The following is a 16,956-nucleotide window of genomic DNA, read 5'->3' on the forward strand; positions in this document are numbered from 1 at the left end:
AACCTTTACCAATATATGTTTTTGGCAATGAAATACTATCTCAGTTTAATATGAAATTAATTCCAAGTTGCCTTTCCATTCTTCATTTTATTCAATATCTCAATATATATAGCTTCGTCATCAGCTCCTTTCTTACTCTCAACGGCCTTTTCCTCCCACATTATAGCATCCTTGATTCTACCTAACTTATAAAGAATATTAGCATATGTATCAATCCTTAAAGCGGGTTGATCTATTTGTAGTGTTTTTTTACTCATTTTCAAAGCAGTTTCCAGTACATCTCTGTCTAAAGAGTGCTCAAAGGCCGACCAGGCTATATTGTTAAGCAAATCATTACCAACCCAGAATCTATTACTTCCATATTCATCAAACCAACGTGGAGCGCAAGTTTTAAATAGATTCCAATCCTTATGATCAACTGCATATAAAACCTGTGCCTGTAAAACTGTCTCTTCACCAAGCTTGCCATATTTTCTTTTTACCGTTTGTAATATATCATCCCATTTTGGGACATTATTGTTTGAAACAAACGGAGTAACATGACGATTTTCTATAATACCAGTTAATATAGCCTCGGCTTGATCTTTACCCAATACATGATTAACCGAGAGCATATTATTATATAATATCCAAAACCCAATATCATCAGTACTCTTAGTAAATTTAATAATGAATTTTAGGTTACTCTGGTCCAAAGGATTTTTCACAAGCCGCAAATATTCATCGCTTAGTTCTTTAGCATCGATTTTATTGCCGTTCAGTTGAGCTAAAATTGATAGACTACGTAGAAAAAAGGAATCTCTCCGACCTTTTTTATATTCTGTTAGCAACTCCTCATAAGATCTTTCATCCTCTCGAGCAGTCGTGAGCGATAATTTGACTTTTCCAATCCAATTATTATTGTCTTGTATAACTAGTCGTTTGTTTATAGCTTGAATAGTATCAAAAGGAATTTTAACAATCTTTCTGTCATAGGTGATAAGTCCGTTCTGCTCCGATTCAACATCAAATGGTTGAGTATAAATTGATGCGCTTAATCCTTCTTTCTTCAATACTACAAGTGAATCAACCATTGCAGAATATTTATTTCTCAACGATTTTAAGTTATTTATACTATCATATCCCCATCCTTTTGCCAAATCATCCCATAAATGCCCCTGGACAGCGGCACCAGCACCTCCATATTCTCCCAAGACCCTTACCTTGCCAGTAAGGTAAGGTGGCATTCGTGGATACAAATAGGAATGTACATCTGTCATATCAGATCCTTCATAGGCATTAGGAGAAGGACTTCTAAGTTTGTCATTTACATATAGAAGCTCCCCTGAATGTCCATTTACCAAACGCGAAAAGTCATATTTTTTCACCCATTCGGTTATGCGCTTTTGATCATACTGACCCCATTTTTCGTTAAATACTACCCAAGTGGTTATACATGGATAATTATATAGCTGATCAATTGTCTCTTTAACTTGTTTTTCAAACTCATTTCGACTACCATCAGGCAGGCCTTGATTAGGATTTACAAAATCCTGCCATACCAGAATTCCAATTTTATCAGCGTGGAAATACCATCTTGCTGGCTCTACCTTTATATGTTTTCTAATCGTATTAAAGCCCATAGCTTTTATCAAAGCAATATCAAACGCGAGTGCCTTGTCTGTAGGAGCCGTGTATAATCCTTCAGGCCAAAAACCTTGATCAAGGGCACCCAGATTATAATAAGGTTTATTATTTAGGAAGATACGTTCGAATCCATCTACGTCCTTTTGAATAGTTACATTTCTCATTCCAAAATAACTCTCAATGTTGTCAACTATACTATCCCTCTTTTTTAGCTTTACTTCGAGATCATATAAAAACGGGGTTTCTGGACTCCATAATTTGACATTCCTAATTGGAAGTACAATATTCTGATTTACCTTTCCCTCAACATTTGCAACCACCTTTTTACCCTGTTTAGCTGTAACTTCCACGAGACAATCTACCGAGCTACCTAACACTACGACATTTACAGCACTGTTATTAATATCCGGATTTATCCTCAAAGATTTTATATGATTAATACCTACTTTTTCAATCCATACTGTTTGCCAGATACCAGAACTTGCAGTGTAATAAATATTGGTAGGATTTAATGCTTGTTTTCCGTGAGGTCCAATACCTTGATCAGTTGGATCAAAAACCTTTACAATTAGTTCATTAGAGTCTTTCTCTAAAGCTTCCGTTATATCACACGAAAATGCAGTATATCCTCCAGTATGACTTCCTACGTCCTTCCCATTAACAAACACACTTGCCTGCCAGTCTACAGCCCCAAAATGCAATATTACTCTCTGGTTATAGTCATTGGATATGAAAAATCTACGCTTATACCATAATACCTGAGTCGGTAGCAGTTGCCTCTTTACTCCTGACAGAGCAGATTCAATTGGATATGGGACTAATATTTCCCCCTTGAAATGAGATGGCATGTTTGAATTTCTGTCAGTAATCGCATAATTCCAGATTCCATTAAGATTTTGCCATTTCTCACGCCTCATTTGAGGTCTGGGATATTCGTCAATTGAAGAATTCTGGCGAACATCATCAGCCCACTTTGTCCTCAAAGAGGGCTGATGAATTTTCCAGCCAGGCTTATTCTGACCAATACATTTAGTCAACAACAACAATGATAAAATAAAGAAGCCAAGAAAAAAACAACAAAAATATCTAACCATCTCAACTCGTATTTTTAGTATAATTTAAAAGTACTTTACAAATAAAACCGCTATTGTTCAGGATAACCTGGATTTTGATGTCCATGTAAACTTGGATTGCGCTGGATTTCCTGAACAGGAATTGGATAAATTGCTTTAAAAGAAGCCCAACTCCCTCCTTTCTGGGGTGCAACAATGTTCATAATATTATCTATTCTGTCTGTGCGCTTCAGATCAAACCACCTATGTCCCCATTCTGTGAACAACTCAAATTTTCTCTCTTTATAAATAAGCGATAACATTTTCTCTTTATCGAATGCTCCAAGACTCTTCAAACCGGCTCTTGTTCTTATCACATTCAAATCATCCTCTGCAGAGTTGCTACCATATACTCTTCCCATTTGAGCTCTAGCTTCACCACGAATCAAATATTGTTCCGCCAACCTAAAAACCATAAGATATTCAGTTCTAGCCTGACCATATAACCATTCTTTATATTTAAATGCATAAGGATATGTAGCGCCACTTACATTCACAGAATCGGTCCATGCATTTCTTCTATCATCATCTGTCTCAAATTCATCAAAAATGCTTGCACTCAAATAAACCGGGCGATCATACTGTTGCCCATTAGGCCCAGGAGCAGGTGTTCCATTCGGTCCTGCAGCTAAAACAAATGTAATAGCATCAAAAGTGTTTAATTGAGGTATAACTGGTTGAAGCTGCCATATTGCTTCTTTACTACTCAACTTAAAAACATTATCTAAGCGCTCTAATTCATACAATGTTTTTTCGTTAATAATTTTAGACGCCTCCTGCTCTGCTAAATCCCATTTTTTTGTATACAAATACACTCTGGATAACAAAGCCGTAATGCACATCTTATTAGGTCGAGTCCTTTCAGTCGTTGGACTAATAACATCTCCAGACACATACTGGTCAGAAATAGTATTTTGTGCATCCTTCAAATCAGTTATAATCTGCTCATATACCAGACTATTTGCCATTCTTGGTGGTGCACTATTTAACTTTACGTCTGTAGTTGTTAATAAGGGAACATCTCCGTACAAGTTCACGAGATAGAAATACATAAATGCCCTGACGAATTTTGCTTCAGCAATTAACTGCTGTTTTACTTTAGCCGATATAGCAGATGATGAAGATATCCCTTCAATGGCTGAATTAGCTCTATAAATGTAAGCATACAAATCCGCCCAAAAAATGAGCTCGCCTCCATTGTTGGTAAGATTATTTGTATATACGATATTTAGTATATTAAAAGATTCTGTAGTCGAAATCAACTCGTCACTTGACAGGCCAGTTACTAGAGATATAGAACGACTGCCAGTAAAAATGCCATCATTAGACATATCAACGTAAATTCCTGTCAAAACAGAAGCTGCATTAGCATTGGAGCTATACATTTCACCGCCAATTATTTGGTTGATAGGCGGGTTTACCTCAATCAGTTTTTTACAGCTAGAAAAAAATATCATTATCACAGCAGCTTGTAAAGCATATTTGTGCACATTGCATTTTGTCTTATAAAATATCATTTTCTTAATTTTAGAAGAGTGGACTAAAACGCAGCTTGGATGCCTACTGTCAATACTTTAAGAGGAGGAAGCGAAGTGAGACTTTGTGACTCTGGATCAAGTCCTTTATATTTTGTTATAGTTATAAGATTCTGCCCCTGAACGTAGACCTTAAGATTTGCAATATTTAATCTCTGTTTCAGTACATCTGGAATTGAATAAGAAAGAGAAAAGTTTTTTAGCCTAATAAAAGATGCATCCGTATATACAAAACTACTACCCAAAACATTATCTCCTGAGACAATAAAATCTGACGGCGCATTGGAAAAATAATCTGAAAACACTTTCTGAATATTAGTAACGTCACCTTCTCTTTTCCATCTATTGAGGTATTCTACCGGCAAATTACTATTATAAACGCCTGCTAATTTTACATACCCTGACAATGGATCTATGCCTCTCTGCTTTACATATTGGACAAAGAAATCTAAACTAAACTTTTTGTATGTAACTGTATGTGATATTCCACCATAAAATTTCGGATCAGTCATTATCCTAAGATACTTTCCAGCATCTAGTCTATCCGAATTTTGTGGATCAAAAGTATTTTTACCATCAATATCCGTAAATTGATATCTACCCGTCTGTGGATCTACACCATTAAAATTATAGGATCTCACAACTCCACTAAATGGCTGTCCGATTTCAAGGTCCCTGTAATATGAAGAATTTTCAAGATCTGGATAGGAGATAAGTTTATTTCTATTTCTTGTAAAATTAAATGAGGTAGACCATGTAAAGTTTCTCAATTTAACATTTTCAGTATTCACTGTTACCTCAAGACCTGAATTCTGGATAAGTGCAGGTAGATTGTAAGGCGAAGATCCCGGTCCAACAGTGGCAGGGAATGCGTTCCCTAATAATTGATTATTTGAGCGATTTCTGAAATAACTTATTGTAAATAATATCCTGTCCTTTAATGCGCCAGCTTCAAGACCAAACTCCATTTTCTTTGTTACTTCCCACGCATAATAAGCATTAAAAAAACCTAATGTTCTATAACCTCTAACTCCTTGATATAGTTCTAAATTAGTGATTGGCTGGTAGCGTTCCAAATAACCATAATCTCCGATTCCATCATTACCAGCAGAACCATAGCTAAATCTTAGCTTACCAAAGCTGATAAATGGCAGACTTCGCTTAAAAAAATCTTCATGCGACAAAATCCATGCGGCGCCTATCGACCCAAAGTTTCCAAACTGACTGGCTGGCCCAAAACGGCTACTGCCATCACGTCTTGCATTAAGGCTAATCAAATATTTACCATCCCATGTGTATTTAACTCTTCCAAATATTGCATTATATTTATATTGAGACGATGCATTAGTAGCGAACAAATCTGCTGCAGCACTAAGACTACGTAAAAGTGCATCACTAGTAAATCCGAAGGCTACTATATTTTGATTTTCAGTACTTGTCATTTGCCAAGACCCTCCTACCAATACTTCCATCACGCCCTTTCCGAAGTTCTTATCAAAAATTATCTGAGGCTCAACATTTATATTCTTTACTCCTGTGGTATTAAAAACAGATGACGCTGGATCATTCATGGCATCCGGGCTCCTATCCTTAAAAGGATTGGAACTTGAAAATGACTTTCCTCTTAGTTCATTATACCCAAGTGTTGTTCTTAATGTTAAAAAGGAAAATAACTTATAGCTAATATCTGTGCTCGCAGTTAAATTATTCACTCTTGCATCATAAATCTTATTTAGTTCATACATCGGATTATCCCAGCTTTTAGCTCCAGAAGGCATTAACTCCCAATTCAAGCTACCATCATCTTTATAAAGAGTAGGAGAATTAGGCGCTATTTTGATAGCCATATCAGTAAAATCAACTCCTGGCAAAGTATTTTTATCAGCTAAATAACTGGCATTTATAGTTGCTTTAAATCTTTGATTGGGGGAGTATCCAGTTAAGCTAATATATGCACTGCCCTTTTTATCTGCATTATCTCCGGGGAACACAGTTGTTTCCTTATGGTAGTTACCACCCAAAATATACTGCACAGTGGAGGTGCCACCAGAAATGGACCCTTGAAAATCGTCATATCTGCTGATTCCCCCAATTAACTCATTCTGCCAATCAGTATATCTATTCTGGTCCCACAACTTTACATCCGTATACCTTAGTCTAAGGGCTACCGCATTCAAATCAATTCCGCTATTTGCAATTGCCTCCTTTCTAATTTCCAGATATTGCTGCGTATTGAGTACATCAACTTTTTTTTCAACGGATCCCCAGCCTGTTTGAGCATTGATATTAATCTTTACCTCACCCTCTTTACCTTTTTTAGTAGTTATAAGAATAACTCCATTTGCGCCTCTACTTCCATAAATTGATGTTGCATCCGCGTCTTTCAGTATTTCGATAGACTCGATATCATTTGGATTAATGAAGCTTAACGCTGACATTTGATTTCCTGAAAAATTGGTAAATCCGGTATGTCCCAGACCTGATATATTATTAAGTACTGGAAGACCATTAACAACAATTAACGGATTTGATTGTTGTCCAAGAGAATTTCGCCCTCTCACACTTACATTGACCGCTCCTCCTGAAAGCCCAGTAGTAGGAGTGACTTGTAAACCAGCTGCTCTACCCTGCAAAGCATATAATGGATTGTTTACAGGTTGCTTCTCTATATCCTCCGCCTTTATACTAACAACATTACCAACGTTAAGACGTCTGGTTGTAGTACCATACGGGATCACCACAATCTCATCCAACTCTCCCACCTTTCCTTTTAGCTGTATCTGACCAACTGCTCTCCTACCTCTCACAGGCACTTCGATAGTTAAAAAAGATATATTTGAAACAATAATTGATGCATTCGCTCTGATATCACTAAGTACAAAATCTCCGTTAGGATTAGTTGTTGTTCCTATCTTACTCCCCTTCACCATCACCGTCGCACCAATCACCGGCTCCCCCTTCTCATCCACCACCTTACCCGTTACCGTTATCGTCGTCACTGTATCCACCTCCACCTTCCGCTCATCTGTTTCGGGCTTTTTTTTAACAGCAATCGTATTCTCACTCACCTCTACCCAGGCCAACCCTCTTTCATCCAACAAATCATGCAAAACACTCTCCACCGGCTTATTCTTCACATCCAGCGACACATTCCTATGCCCGGCCAGATCCGCATCCTGAAAGTATATATACAACCCGCTCTTTTTTGACACCTGGCGTAAGACATCCGCCAGTGATGAATTTTTAATCGTAATGCTTACAGGCTTACCCTGAGTCGGAGCGGCATATCCCTCATAGCGCAGGCAGAATAGAACAACCATACAGCAGTATAGGAATGCGCGGTTGAGTTTGACAATCTTTTGCATAAATTGTACAGCATTTTGGTTAGTAAAATGGTTGGTCATTAAACCCAATAGGCCCCCTCGCAATGTATACTTACACTACGTATAAAATGGCATAAAACACCCTGTACACAATGAGCGCCATCCAGATAAATCTGGCATATTGCCTTGTCTTACTTGTGAACAGATGAGGGTGTCTGGTTACTGGGAAATCGTTGTCGATAAAAGCAAAAAATGCACTTTAATATTTAGCTCACTTCATGGTATATTGTTATATTGAATCGAACATTCCTTTCAGATATTGTTCCCTGTGTATATACTGGAAAGTAAGAATTAACAGTAAGGTAACCTTCATAAGCAAACTTTTTTTTGAGAAACTTAGCTGTTTATTTATCTCCTCCCTAATGTTCGTGCCGGAGATAGCCCTTCAATGTAGTAAGCCTGTAACATTAAATGTTCATGGCCTGTATTAGCATGTGTCATATCCTATTTATTTCATTTATTAAGACACAATATTATTTTCGGACCGGGTAAAAATATTGCCTCTCCACATTTAAAATGTATCACCTTTTCCCTACCTTCAGCCTAAACTACGCGGTCGGGAATTATAAAGGAACCACCAGTGGTCGGTAGTCACCTTCTTCTTTTTCCACAAAAGCCATTATAACAAGATATAACCAGGTTTGTTGTCCTCCATCGATAACTTGCCTGGTAAACTATTTGTTATACATACCTAAATCAAAGAGGAACAACTGCCACTATACTGTAGAGACGGATCTATGAAAGAAGAGAAGCTACATAATGAAGCCGAAATCTTACAACGTCTACGCAAAGGAGAGGAATCTGCTTTACGGGAACTCGTAGACATGTACCGGCCACAAATGCTCATGGAAGCCTATTATCTGCTCAGAGATATGGCTGAGGCCGAAGATATCGTACAGGAAATATTTATCCGTTTCTGGAATCTTAAGGAGAAAGTAGAACTTAAACCATCCCTGCAGGCTTACCTTATACGTGCTACCCGCAACGAAAGTATTATCAAGATCAAAAAAGATAAAACACGGGATAAAAAACAACACGGCTATAGCTACTTCGTAGAATCCAGTACGCACATGAAACCCTTCGAAAGTGCCGAACTGGCCAAAGAACTACAAAACGCCATCGACCACATTCCCCCGGCTGCACGAAAGTCTTTTATCAAACTATACCTGGAAGATAAAAGCCAGAAAACAATTGCGGCCGAACAAAACATTAGCCTGCAGGTAGTAAAGAATAATATCAGTAAAGCGCTGAAAATCCTGCGCGAAAAACTACACGCGGCAAAATAATTGAAAAGGGCAGGTTACCTATTACTTAAATATTACTTTATATAGTACAGATGAATACGAATCTCGAAGATATCAGATTATTAGTGTTGGACGAAATATCCGGAACCCTCTCAGCGACCGGAAGGGAGACGTTATTCAACGAAATAGCTGTTAATGAAGATGCAAGGGAAATGCGTGATGACCTGTTAAAGGTCCTTACTCCTGAAATCGTTGCTCAAATCAAAAACCAACCTTTTCTTAACCCTGCCGATACTATCATCGGTCGAATACACCATCAACGTCGCAGAAAGGTGATTACTATCACGACCCTCGCAGCCACAGCAGCCGCTGCTATTATTGCATTCCTGGCTATTCCTGCTCTTTACAAACCGGAACAACCCAGCACGTCAGGAATACCAATCACCAGCACTGCACTGCCCAATAACAAAAATATACAGTTGCAGCTCTCCGGCGGCCAGGTCATCGACCTCAATGCCGATACCAGTCAGGTGGTAGGCAATGTGTCTATGCGGTCCAGCAAAAAGACGCTGACTTACTCAGCCAACCCATCTGCCGGCGCTGCCGAGTATGCGATACTCACAGTGCCTGCCGGTAAAGATTATACCATCCGGCTATCCGACGGATCGTCCATACAACTAAATGCCGCCACCTCTATACGCTTCCCACTGGCCTTTAAAGGCAACTACAGGGAAGTGTATATTAATGGCGAAGCTTACCTGACAGTAGCGCAACAGGCCGGCCATCCATTTATTGTCCACCTCCCCAATACCACTGTTAAAGTACTAGGCACTGAATTTAACGTCAATACATATGACAGTGGAACTGCGAAAATAGCCCTGGTACAGGGCGCTGTAAAAGTAGTAGGCGCCAAAGACAGCCTGCAGCTCTCCCCCGGACAGGAAGCGGTCTATACGCCCGACCAACTCAGCGCAGCACCGTTTGATGAAACAGATGTCCTCAGCTGGAGAATTGGCAAATTCATATTCAGTAACGCCAAACTCGAAGAAGTATGCCGCGTTATTCCCCGTCTCTATGGCATCTCCCTGGAAATAGATAATAAAGACGCTGGTGACAAACGCTTCTCCGGAGTAATAGACAGACATCAGCCAGTGGAAAATCTGCTGAAAGCATTGAAAGCCACCAATGGCATAGATTATTATACCGATAAAAATGGCACATTCCACATCAAATAGCAAGTCATTATTCATCGCCATGTCTACATATTCATCCTGCAATGACCCATCAAAAAAACGTCCTTGTACGTTCCCCAAAAATAAACCCCAATTTCATCCATTGTATGCCCACCTCTCTTCCCTTTAATACATTATTTCCTCCCCCATATCACATCTGCATCAAGTCCACCACACCAACATATCCTGTTCATAACCAACTAAATATAAACACACAACAGACTTCATGTGCTCCGGGCAAACAACCTTTGAACCATTTCCCATCCTTCTGCGCACCACTAAATCTCCTCCCACTCAAATGACAGATTAATTGTAATTTCGCCCCCATGTTACAAGTCAGTGAATTATACATCTACCCGGTAAAATCTCTCGGAGGCATCGCTCTCGATAAAGCTGAAATTACCGACCGCGGCTTCAAATACGATCGCCGCTGGATGCTCATTGATGACAATAACAGGTTCCTTACCCAACGGGAACATTATAATATGGCGCTCTTTAAATTACAACTCACCGCCGAAGGCATCGTTGTGCGCTTTGAAGAAGACGCGTTCACTATTCCTTTCCAGCCGCAAACAACCATCACCGAACAGGTGACCATCTGGGAGGATACCTGCGCTGCCACCATCGTTAGTGATAACGCCAATACCTGGTTCTCAGAGAAAATGCAAATCCCCTGCCGGCTGGTTTATATGCCGGAGAATAGCCTGAGAAAAGTAGACACAGCTTATGCTAAACAGGAAGAGATCGTGTCATTTGCTGATGGATATCCTTTTCTGTTGATAGGACAGGCATCTCTCGATGAACTGAACGGCAGACTCCCTTCCGCAGTACCCATGAACCGTTTCCGGCCCAATATTGTATTTACCGGTGGCACTCCCTTCCAGGAAGATGAGATGCAACAATTCCGGATCGGAGATATCAACTTTTTTGGCGTTAAGCCCTGCGGCCGCTGTGTGATGACTACTGTCGATCAACAGACCGCTGTTAAAGGGAAGGAACCATTGAAAACACTCGCCAGCTATCGTACCAGCAATAAAAAAGTGCTGTTTGGACAAAATCTACTGCACAAAGGAATAGGGGTTATCCACAAACACGATCAGCTGCACCTGCTATAATAATTATCCCTACCTATCCCGAATATTATATTATATAATAATATAATTACTATATTACCCCTGAATATTGAATACCTCCCATATCATGGGATTAAATTTTGCATTGTACACTATTAACGTTCGGGAAGAAATCACCTATCTATGAAAAAACTGTATGCCATGATGCTGGCTTCACTAACGCTGTATTCCTGTAGTTCAACAAATCTTGTCTACATCAGCGTCCAGCAACCAGCGCCTGTCACCATCTCTCCCAATATTAAAAACATTGGGATCATTAACAGAAGCGCTGTCACCGACAAAAACAAAGCGCTGGATATTGTCGACAAGGTATTGACCATCGAAGGTGATAGTCTCGATATCCTGGCCTCCCGTGCCAGCGTCAACGGATTGGCGGATGAACTGATCAAAAACACCAGATTTACAACGGTCACTGCATTCAATAGCATAGAACTGCGATCGAATGTTCCGGGTCAATTTCAGGCACCGCTTTCCTGGGACGTCGTCGAGAAAATCTGCCGGGATAAAAAGATAGATGCCCTCTTCTCACTCGAACTCTTTGACACTGATTCCAAAGTAAGCTACGCAGCCATCCCTGTTGCCATGAAAACACCTTTAGGCAATATTCCCGGCATTGAACACCAGGCAAATATGCTTACCACCATCAAAACAGGATGGCGTATATATGATCCCGCTGAAAAACTTGTGCTGGATGAATATCCCATCACCAAAGATCTTCAGCTATCCGGAAAAGGTATCAATCCGGTAGCAGCTGCAGGTGCCATTATTAATAGAAAAGACGCAGTAAAAGACATCAGCAGAAAAGCAGGGCAGGAATATGCACTCAGGATCATCCCTTACTGGATCCGGGTCAACAGGGACTATTATGTAAAAGGCACGGATAATTTCAGTATCGCTAAACGTAAAGCCCAAACCGGCAACTGGGACGGTGCTGCCGAACTATGGAAAAAAGAGACCACATCCACCAGCAGCAAGATCGCCGGCAGGGCATGTTATAACATGGCCATTATCTGTGAGATCAACGGACAACTGGACCTTGCTATCGAATGGGCACAGAAAGCATATGAAAACTACAATAACAAACTGGCCCTTCGCTATGTGAACATTCTCAAAAACAGAAAAGAAAGGAATAATCTGCTGCAATATCAGCAGCAGGGATAACTACAACAGATCTATGGCGGTCATTTAAACCGCCATAGATCTTATAAAGACTCCCCATTAATATCAGTAGTCAGCACCTCACTCATGTAGTCTAAAAATGGCCGCATTTGCTTGTATGCCTGATTCATCTCTTTCACCAGATGGCCACTCAGTACTACTTCATCGGAAAAATCCTTTTTCAGTATAAACTGTTTGTAACGCAACAGATCTATTGCCTCATGCCCGGGATCGAATCCCTTAGGTGCTGTTTTTAACTGCTCGCCCTGCAATGCGCCAAAAGCAGCGACAAATGACTTTGCATGCAGGATCTTACGCAATGGCGCGGGATCAAATGCGATCTCTTCCCTGATACGCTTAAGGTCTTCTGTATTTGGTCCCCAGAAACCTCCCGCTACAAAGCTATTCCCCGGTTCCAGGTGAAAATAGTAGCCACCCCTCCGATACTTTGTAGCTCGCTTAAAACTACCCGCCCAATGCTGCTTATAAGGTGTTTTATCATTTGAGAAACGGGTATCCCTGTAAATCCTGTACAAACTATCTTTACCAGAAAGTGTCTCTATTTCATCATGCGATTTAAGTTCCTGTAATAACCCTTCTGCAAACGTCTCCATGACCAACAACTGCTCCAGGTAAGTCTCCTTATGCGCATTAAACCACTCCCTGTTATTGTTCTTTTTTAATTTATTCAGAAAATCAAATACCGATGTACTAATAACTGCCTTTTTCGCCATAAACCCATTTTTAATATAACCGCATAAAGGTACAATATCCGGCGCACGTAAAAATGTATCAGTAAATCCGACATTTACGTCATTCCCTTGATAGCCGCGGATGTAGCTTTGTCCTACCAATTTAAAAATAATACAATGGCAAAGATCATATTTATAACCGGCGCCTCCAGAGGATTCGGTAAAGCATGGGCAGAAGCGCTGCTGAAACGTGGCGATAAAGTAGCTGCCACAGCAAGAGACACATCATCATTAAATGACCTTAAAGAAAAATATGGTAACGCTGTTCTCCCTCTGCAGCTGGATGTACACGACAGAACTGCCGCTTTCTCAGCTATACAACAAGCCTATAAACATTTCGGCCGTATTGACGTCGTTATCAATAATGCAGGATATGGCTTACAGGGGGCAATAGAGGAGACTACGGAAGAACAGGCACGTAAACAAATGGAGACTAACTTCTTTGGATTATTATGGGTCACTCAGGCGGCGTTACCTGTCATGCGTGAACAAAAAAACGGACATATCATCCAGGTATCCAGCTTCCTCGGACATGCCACTTTACCCACACTGGGACTGTACAACGCGTCGAAATTTGCTGTTGAAGGTCTTAGTGAAACACTTGCTGCAGAAGTAAAGCCATTTGGTATTAAAATATCGCTGGTAGAACCTAATGGCTACGCTACCGAATTCTGGGGTGGCAGTTCCTACGCACAAACTGAACACACCCCTTTATATGACCCGCTTCGTGAAGCCATTCAAAACACTGTTAAGCCAGAACACTTCGGCAAGATGGAAGCCACCAATGTAGCACTACTTAAACTGATAGACAGCCCAAATCCACCTTTACGCCTCTTTATGGGTAAAATAGCTTACCCTGTGGTAAAACAGGTGTATGAGCAACGTCTCGCCGAATGGGAGGCATGGAATGATGTGGCAATAGCTGCGCATGGATGATATACACAACAGCATCTGTATGAAATGACTTGCGCCATACAGATGCTGCTTTAAGATGCTGATAATGAAACCATCATCCTATAACCCAATCGCTTACACGCATGCACCCGGCATAATTTTTTGAAAATCAGAAAACAAGCAATAGCTTTGTAACTCCTTATATATTCTTCTCTAAACCGAGACCTTCATCCAGGTAGAATCGTATTCTATTATTTTATTACATTGTATATGACACAATCATTATCCTGGAAACAAAGGACCAGTAGCCGCATTACATTTCTATTGAAACTTTTCCTAATGCTGATCATTTTGCTCATTGTCTACGGCATCAGCATTGCTTTCACAAACGGAGCCTGTCAGGGGAAACTCGCAGCTGGCATTACCATTGTCATCGTCGCGGCAACAGGATGGCTATTCAAAAAACTGAATTGGTTATCCTCATTGACACGGTTATGCACGTGTTTACTTTTGCTGGTACTTTTCACCGCATTTGTTATCTATACTATTATTCCCGTCGCATCCGGCCTTCCGGTAAAAACACCGGCCGATCTACCAGGTATTACGACCAGGTACTGGCAACTAAAAACCGGTAGCAGAATAGCTTACTATAAATTTGATGCATCACCAGGTGTCAATAAGAAAACAACGCCTATTATTTTCATACACGGGGGGCCAGGAGCGTATATCCGGCAACTGGAAACAAACTTCTTTTCTTCTTTCACCGCGGATGGATATGATGTATACCTCTATGACCAGGCGGGCTCCGGCAGAAGTGGATTACTGCCTAAATCAGATTATTCACATCAGAGGAATATACAGGACTTTGAAGCCATACTCAACACGATCAATGCCAGGCAGTATATTATTATCGGTCAATCGTATGGTGGCGCTATGCTCGCTGATATCACGGCAGATAGTACTATCGCCGCACGTATTGCCAGGGCTATCCTTGTAGAACCGGGAGTAACCGTAAAAGAAACTGACCACCCTGTATTCGCTAAATCTCCTAACGCGTTACAGGAAAATGTAGATATTCCTTTCAGGATCTTTTTCGGTTTCTTCATCAATCCAACAGGAGAATTCACCTCTCAGAATGAAGTGATCAATTATTTCGGCGCACACCCTGCACTCACCCAAAAACTATTCAGACAGTCATTCCCGGCCAAAGACAGTAACCGTGTACCTGCTGTTGACATAAGTGTCATCAATTTCTCCATAGTGGGCATTGTCCCGCAACAGATCACCATCTATAACCGGCAACTTGCAGCAGACTACCAAAAGGTACATGTTCCCACCATGCTGATGCTGGGAGAGAGTTCCTATATAGAAAGGAATGCTCCGATGGACCTGCTGGACATTAATCCAAATATTACACGCGTACAATACTTCAAAAACACCGGGCATATTCTCTGGAATGGATTGGATAGTAACAACCAGCTAGTCAGACAGTCGATACTCGAATTTCTGAATGACGAGCCACCTACTATTCCTGATTATCCCAAGCGCGCGGACATTAAACAGTTCCTGAGAGAAAGATTATAAATATCAAGGCTGTTACAAACGATTTGTAACAGCCTTGGTATTTTAAGGTTATTCATCTTTGCAAGTATGCACATTACAGGTGCCCAGCAATGAGATCCGTTTTGTTTCAATTACTGACAGGCCGCTATCCGCGGATTCTCTGTGGCATTACAGGAAAATAAGTACTTGCTCTGCAGAAACGAAGGAACAGGATTATCAGTTACCGTCAACGGTGTAAGTGCCTGTCCTTTATAAGAAGGTAATGTAACCTGCTCTGCTGAACCATTCCCTAAAGCAACATTCTTCGCACCACTATTCCCATTAAAACTATAATCAATCATCGCATCCAATAACCTGTAAATGACATAATAATCATATGCATCATAGGCAGAACGGGTATTGGGCAAATCATGTTCCGCGGTATAGGTATATGTCGGTAAAACACTCTTTTTTACCAGGATGAAATCCTTCTCTGACGCCGGGATATTAACGTGTTTAAAAACATCTATGGCCATCCGGTGATCATTTGTAACATCATCATTATAGACCTGTGTGATCAATTTCGTATTTGCCGGGAATCGCTGTAGTTGTGAATCGGGCAACTGATAGGAATACCATTGCGCCATAGCGAAAATAAACCGCCCACTCTCGCCCCAGTGCTCTGTGGTAAAAGCCTTATAGGCCAATGCGAAAGAGGCTCCTCCACCAAAAGAATGCCCCATAAAACCGACTTTCTTCGTATCAATAATGCCGGGGTAATCTGTCACAGCTTTCTTAAAACTCTGCCAGAGCGTATTATACCGATCATCAACAGTGACGCCGGTAGTAGGATAGGGGGCAAATACCACGGCATAACCCTTCTTTGCTATAAACTCATACAACCCGATATTGTAGGCACTCTCCTCTCCCCCAAAAGGATGTGAGTAAAAGATCACCGGACGGGCCGTTGTCAATTCTTTAGGATAAAAGATCTCTACCTGTTTGCCAGCATATGCCGGACTGGCAAAACTGACCTTCGCTACGGTATAACTGCCGTCCTTACCATAACCGCTTGCCGGTCGGGATATAGGTCCGTCAAGATCATCATCGATGTCCGTAACAGTGGTATCCGAAGATGGTGGGGTATTATCACCCCGGCTACCCTTTGAGCAGGAAGCCAGCAGGAACAATGCAAATAATAAAAGAGGTCTCATGGTATAGTGCTGTTTAAAATGTCCTCGGATAATAAAGAAAGTAAATTTTCAGTCCCCGACCGAAACAATCAGGCTCAGATAGCCGTTTCTTTAAACAATAAATATATTCCAAATCAGCAACAATTTTTCAT

Annotated in this window: 11 protein-coding genes; 6 read left to right on the top strand and 5 right to left on the bottom strand. The window is 40.7% G+C overall.

Features of this window, described 5'->3' with window-relative positions; translation table 11 throughout:
* Nucleotides 1-56: 56 nt before the first annotated feature.
* From GWR21_RS16505 to GWR21_RS16515, 3 genes are read right to left on the bottom strand one after another with little or no spacing between them, the layout of a single operon-like run.
* Nucleotides 57-2,720: a sugar-binding domain-containing protein gene (locus GWR21_RS16505; RefSeq protein ID WP_162332815.1), complete on the bottom strand. Its 2,664-nt coding sequence runs from the start codon at nucleotides 2,718-2,720 to the stop codon at nucleotides 57-59.
* Nucleotides 2,721-2,770: 50 nt separating this feature from the next.
* On the bottom strand, nucleotides 2,771-4,255 hold the full coding sequence (locus GWR21_RS16510; RefSeq protein WP_162332816.1) for a RagB/SusD family nutrient uptake outer membrane protein: 1,485 nt from the start codon (nucleotides 4,253-4,255) through the stop codon (nucleotides 2,771-2,773).
* Nucleotides 4,256-4,278: 23 nt separating this feature from the next.
* The gene (locus tag GWR21_RS16515; protein ID WP_162332817.1) at nucleotides 4,279-7,638 is read right to left on the bottom strand and encodes a SusC/RagA family TonB-linked outer membrane protein; all 3,360 of its coding nucleotides are present in this window, start codon (nucleotides 7,636-7,638) and stop codon (nucleotides 4,279-4,281) included.
* 755 nt (nucleotides 7,639-8,393) lie between these two features.
* Between GWR21_RS16515 and GWR21_RS16520 the strand changes: the two genes are divergently transcribed.
* From GWR21_RS16520 to GWR21_RS16535, 4 genes are all read left to right on the top strand, one after another.
* A complete protein-coding gene (locus tag GWR21_RS16520) occupies nucleotides 8,394-8,942 on the top strand; it encodes an RNA polymerase sigma factor (protein ID WP_162332818.1) in 549 nt (182 codons plus the stop codon).
* A 50-nt stretch (nucleotides 8,943-8,992) separates the two neighbouring features.
* The gene (locus GWR21_RS16525; protein WP_162332819.1) at nucleotides 8,993-10,135 is read left to right on the top strand and encodes a FecR family protein; all 1,143 of its coding nucleotides are present in this window, start codon (nucleotides 8,993-8,995) and stop codon (nucleotides 10,133-10,135) included.
* Between the two features lie 323 nt (nucleotides 10,136-10,458).
* Nucleotides 10,459-11,247, top strand: coding sequence for an MOSC domain-containing protein (locus GWR21_RS16530; protein ID WP_162332820.1), 789 nt, complete (start codon nucleotides 10,459-10,461; stop codon nucleotides 11,245-11,247).
* Between the two features lie 141 nt (nucleotides 11,248-11,388).
* Nucleotides 11,389-12,426, top strand: coding sequence for a DUF6340 family protein (locus GWR21_RS16535; protein ID WP_162332821.1), 1,038 nt, complete (start codon nucleotides 11,389-11,391; stop codon nucleotides 12,424-12,426).
* Nucleotides 12,427-12,467: 41 nt separating this feature from the next.
* On the opposite strand, the gene GWR21_RS16540 is transcribed toward GWR21_RS16535, so the two are convergent.
* Nucleotides 12,468-13,157, bottom strand: coding sequence for a DUF2461 domain-containing protein (locus GWR21_RS16540; RefSeq protein WP_162332822.1), 690 nt, complete (start codon nucleotides 13,155-13,157; stop codon nucleotides 12,468-12,470).
* Between the two features lie 135 nt (nucleotides 13,158-13,292).
* Here GWR21_RS16540 and GWR21_RS16545 point away from each other — a divergent pair, with 135 nt between their 5' ends.
* Both GWR21_RS16545 and GWR21_RS16550 read left to right on the top strand, forming a co-directional pair.
* Nucleotides 13,293-14,111, top strand: coding sequence for an SDR family NAD(P)-dependent oxidoreductase (locus tag GWR21_RS16545; protein ID WP_162332823.1), 819 nt, complete (start codon nucleotides 13,293-13,295; stop codon nucleotides 14,109-14,111).
* 297 nt (nucleotides 14,112-14,408) lie between these two features.
* Nucleotides 14,409-15,653 (top strand): alpha/beta hydrolase, encoded by a 1,245-nt coding sequence (locus tag GWR21_RS16550; RefSeq protein ID WP_162332824.1) that lies wholly within the window; start codon nucleotides 14,409-14,411, stop codon nucleotides 15,651-15,653.
* Nucleotides 15,654-15,763: 110 nt separating this feature from the next.
* Here the strand turns inward: GWR21_RS16550 and GWR21_RS16555 are convergent, their stop codons facing one another.
* The gene (locus GWR21_RS16555) at nucleotides 15,764-16,825 is read right to left on the bottom strand and encodes an alpha/beta hydrolase (protein WP_162332825.1); all 1,062 of its coding nucleotides are present in this window, start codon (nucleotides 16,823-16,825) and stop codon (nucleotides 15,764-15,766) included.
* Nucleotides 16,826-16,956 lie beyond the last annotated feature (131 nt).

Origin of the sequence: Chitinophaga agri, from assembly GCF_010093065.1 — a bacterium.
GTDB lineage: Bacteria > Bacteroidota > Bacteroidia > Chitinophagales > Chitinophagaceae > Chitinophaga > Chitinophaga agri.

What these genes read in the sequence shown, in the direction of transcription:
- GWR21_RS16505 (WP_162332815.1), bottom strand. Translation starts at nt 2,720, where the DNA reads ATGGTTAGATATTTTTGTTGTTTTTTTCTTGGCTTCTTTATTTTATCA.
- GWR21_RS16510 (WP_162332816.1), bottom strand. Translation starts at nt 4,255, where the DNA reads ATGATATTTTATAAGACAAAATGCAATGTGCACAAATATGCTTTACAA.
- GWR21_RS16515 (WP_162332817.1), bottom strand. Translation starts at nt 7,638, where the DNA reads ATGCAAAAGATTGTCAAACTCAACCGCGCATTCCTATACTGCTGTATG.
- GWR21_RS16520 (WP_162332818.1), top strand. Translation starts at nt 8,394, where the DNA reads ATGAAAGAAGAGAAGCTACATAATGAAGCCGAAATCTTACAACGTCTA.
- GWR21_RS16525 (WP_162332819.1), top strand. Translation starts at nt 8,993, where the DNA reads ATGAATACGAATCTCGAAGATATCAGATTATTAGTGTTGGACGAAATA.
- GWR21_RS16530 (WP_162332820.1), top strand. Translation starts at nt 10,459, where the DNA reads ATGTTACAAGTCAGTGAATTATACATCTACCCGGTAAAATCTCTCGGA.
- GWR21_RS16535 (WP_162332821.1), top strand. Translation starts at nt 11,389, where the DNA reads ATGAAAAAACTGTATGCCATGATGCTGGCTTCACTAACGCTGTATTCC.
- GWR21_RS16540 (WP_162332822.1), bottom strand. Translation starts at nt 13,157, where the DNA reads ATGGCGAAAAAGGCAGTTATTAGTACATCGGTATTTGATTTTCTGAAT.
- GWR21_RS16545 (WP_162332823.1), top strand. Translation starts at nt 13,293, where the DNA reads ATGGCAAAGATCATATTTATAACCGGCGCCTCCAGAGGATTCGGTAAA.
- GWR21_RS16550 (WP_162332824.1), top strand. Translation starts at nt 14,409, where the DNA reads ATGCTGATCATTTTGCTCATTGTCTACGGCATCAGCATTGCTTTCACA.
- GWR21_RS16555 (WP_162332825.1), bottom strand. Translation starts at nt 16,825, where the DNA reads ATGAGACCTCTTTTATTATTTGCATTGTTCCTGCTGGCTTCCTGCTCA.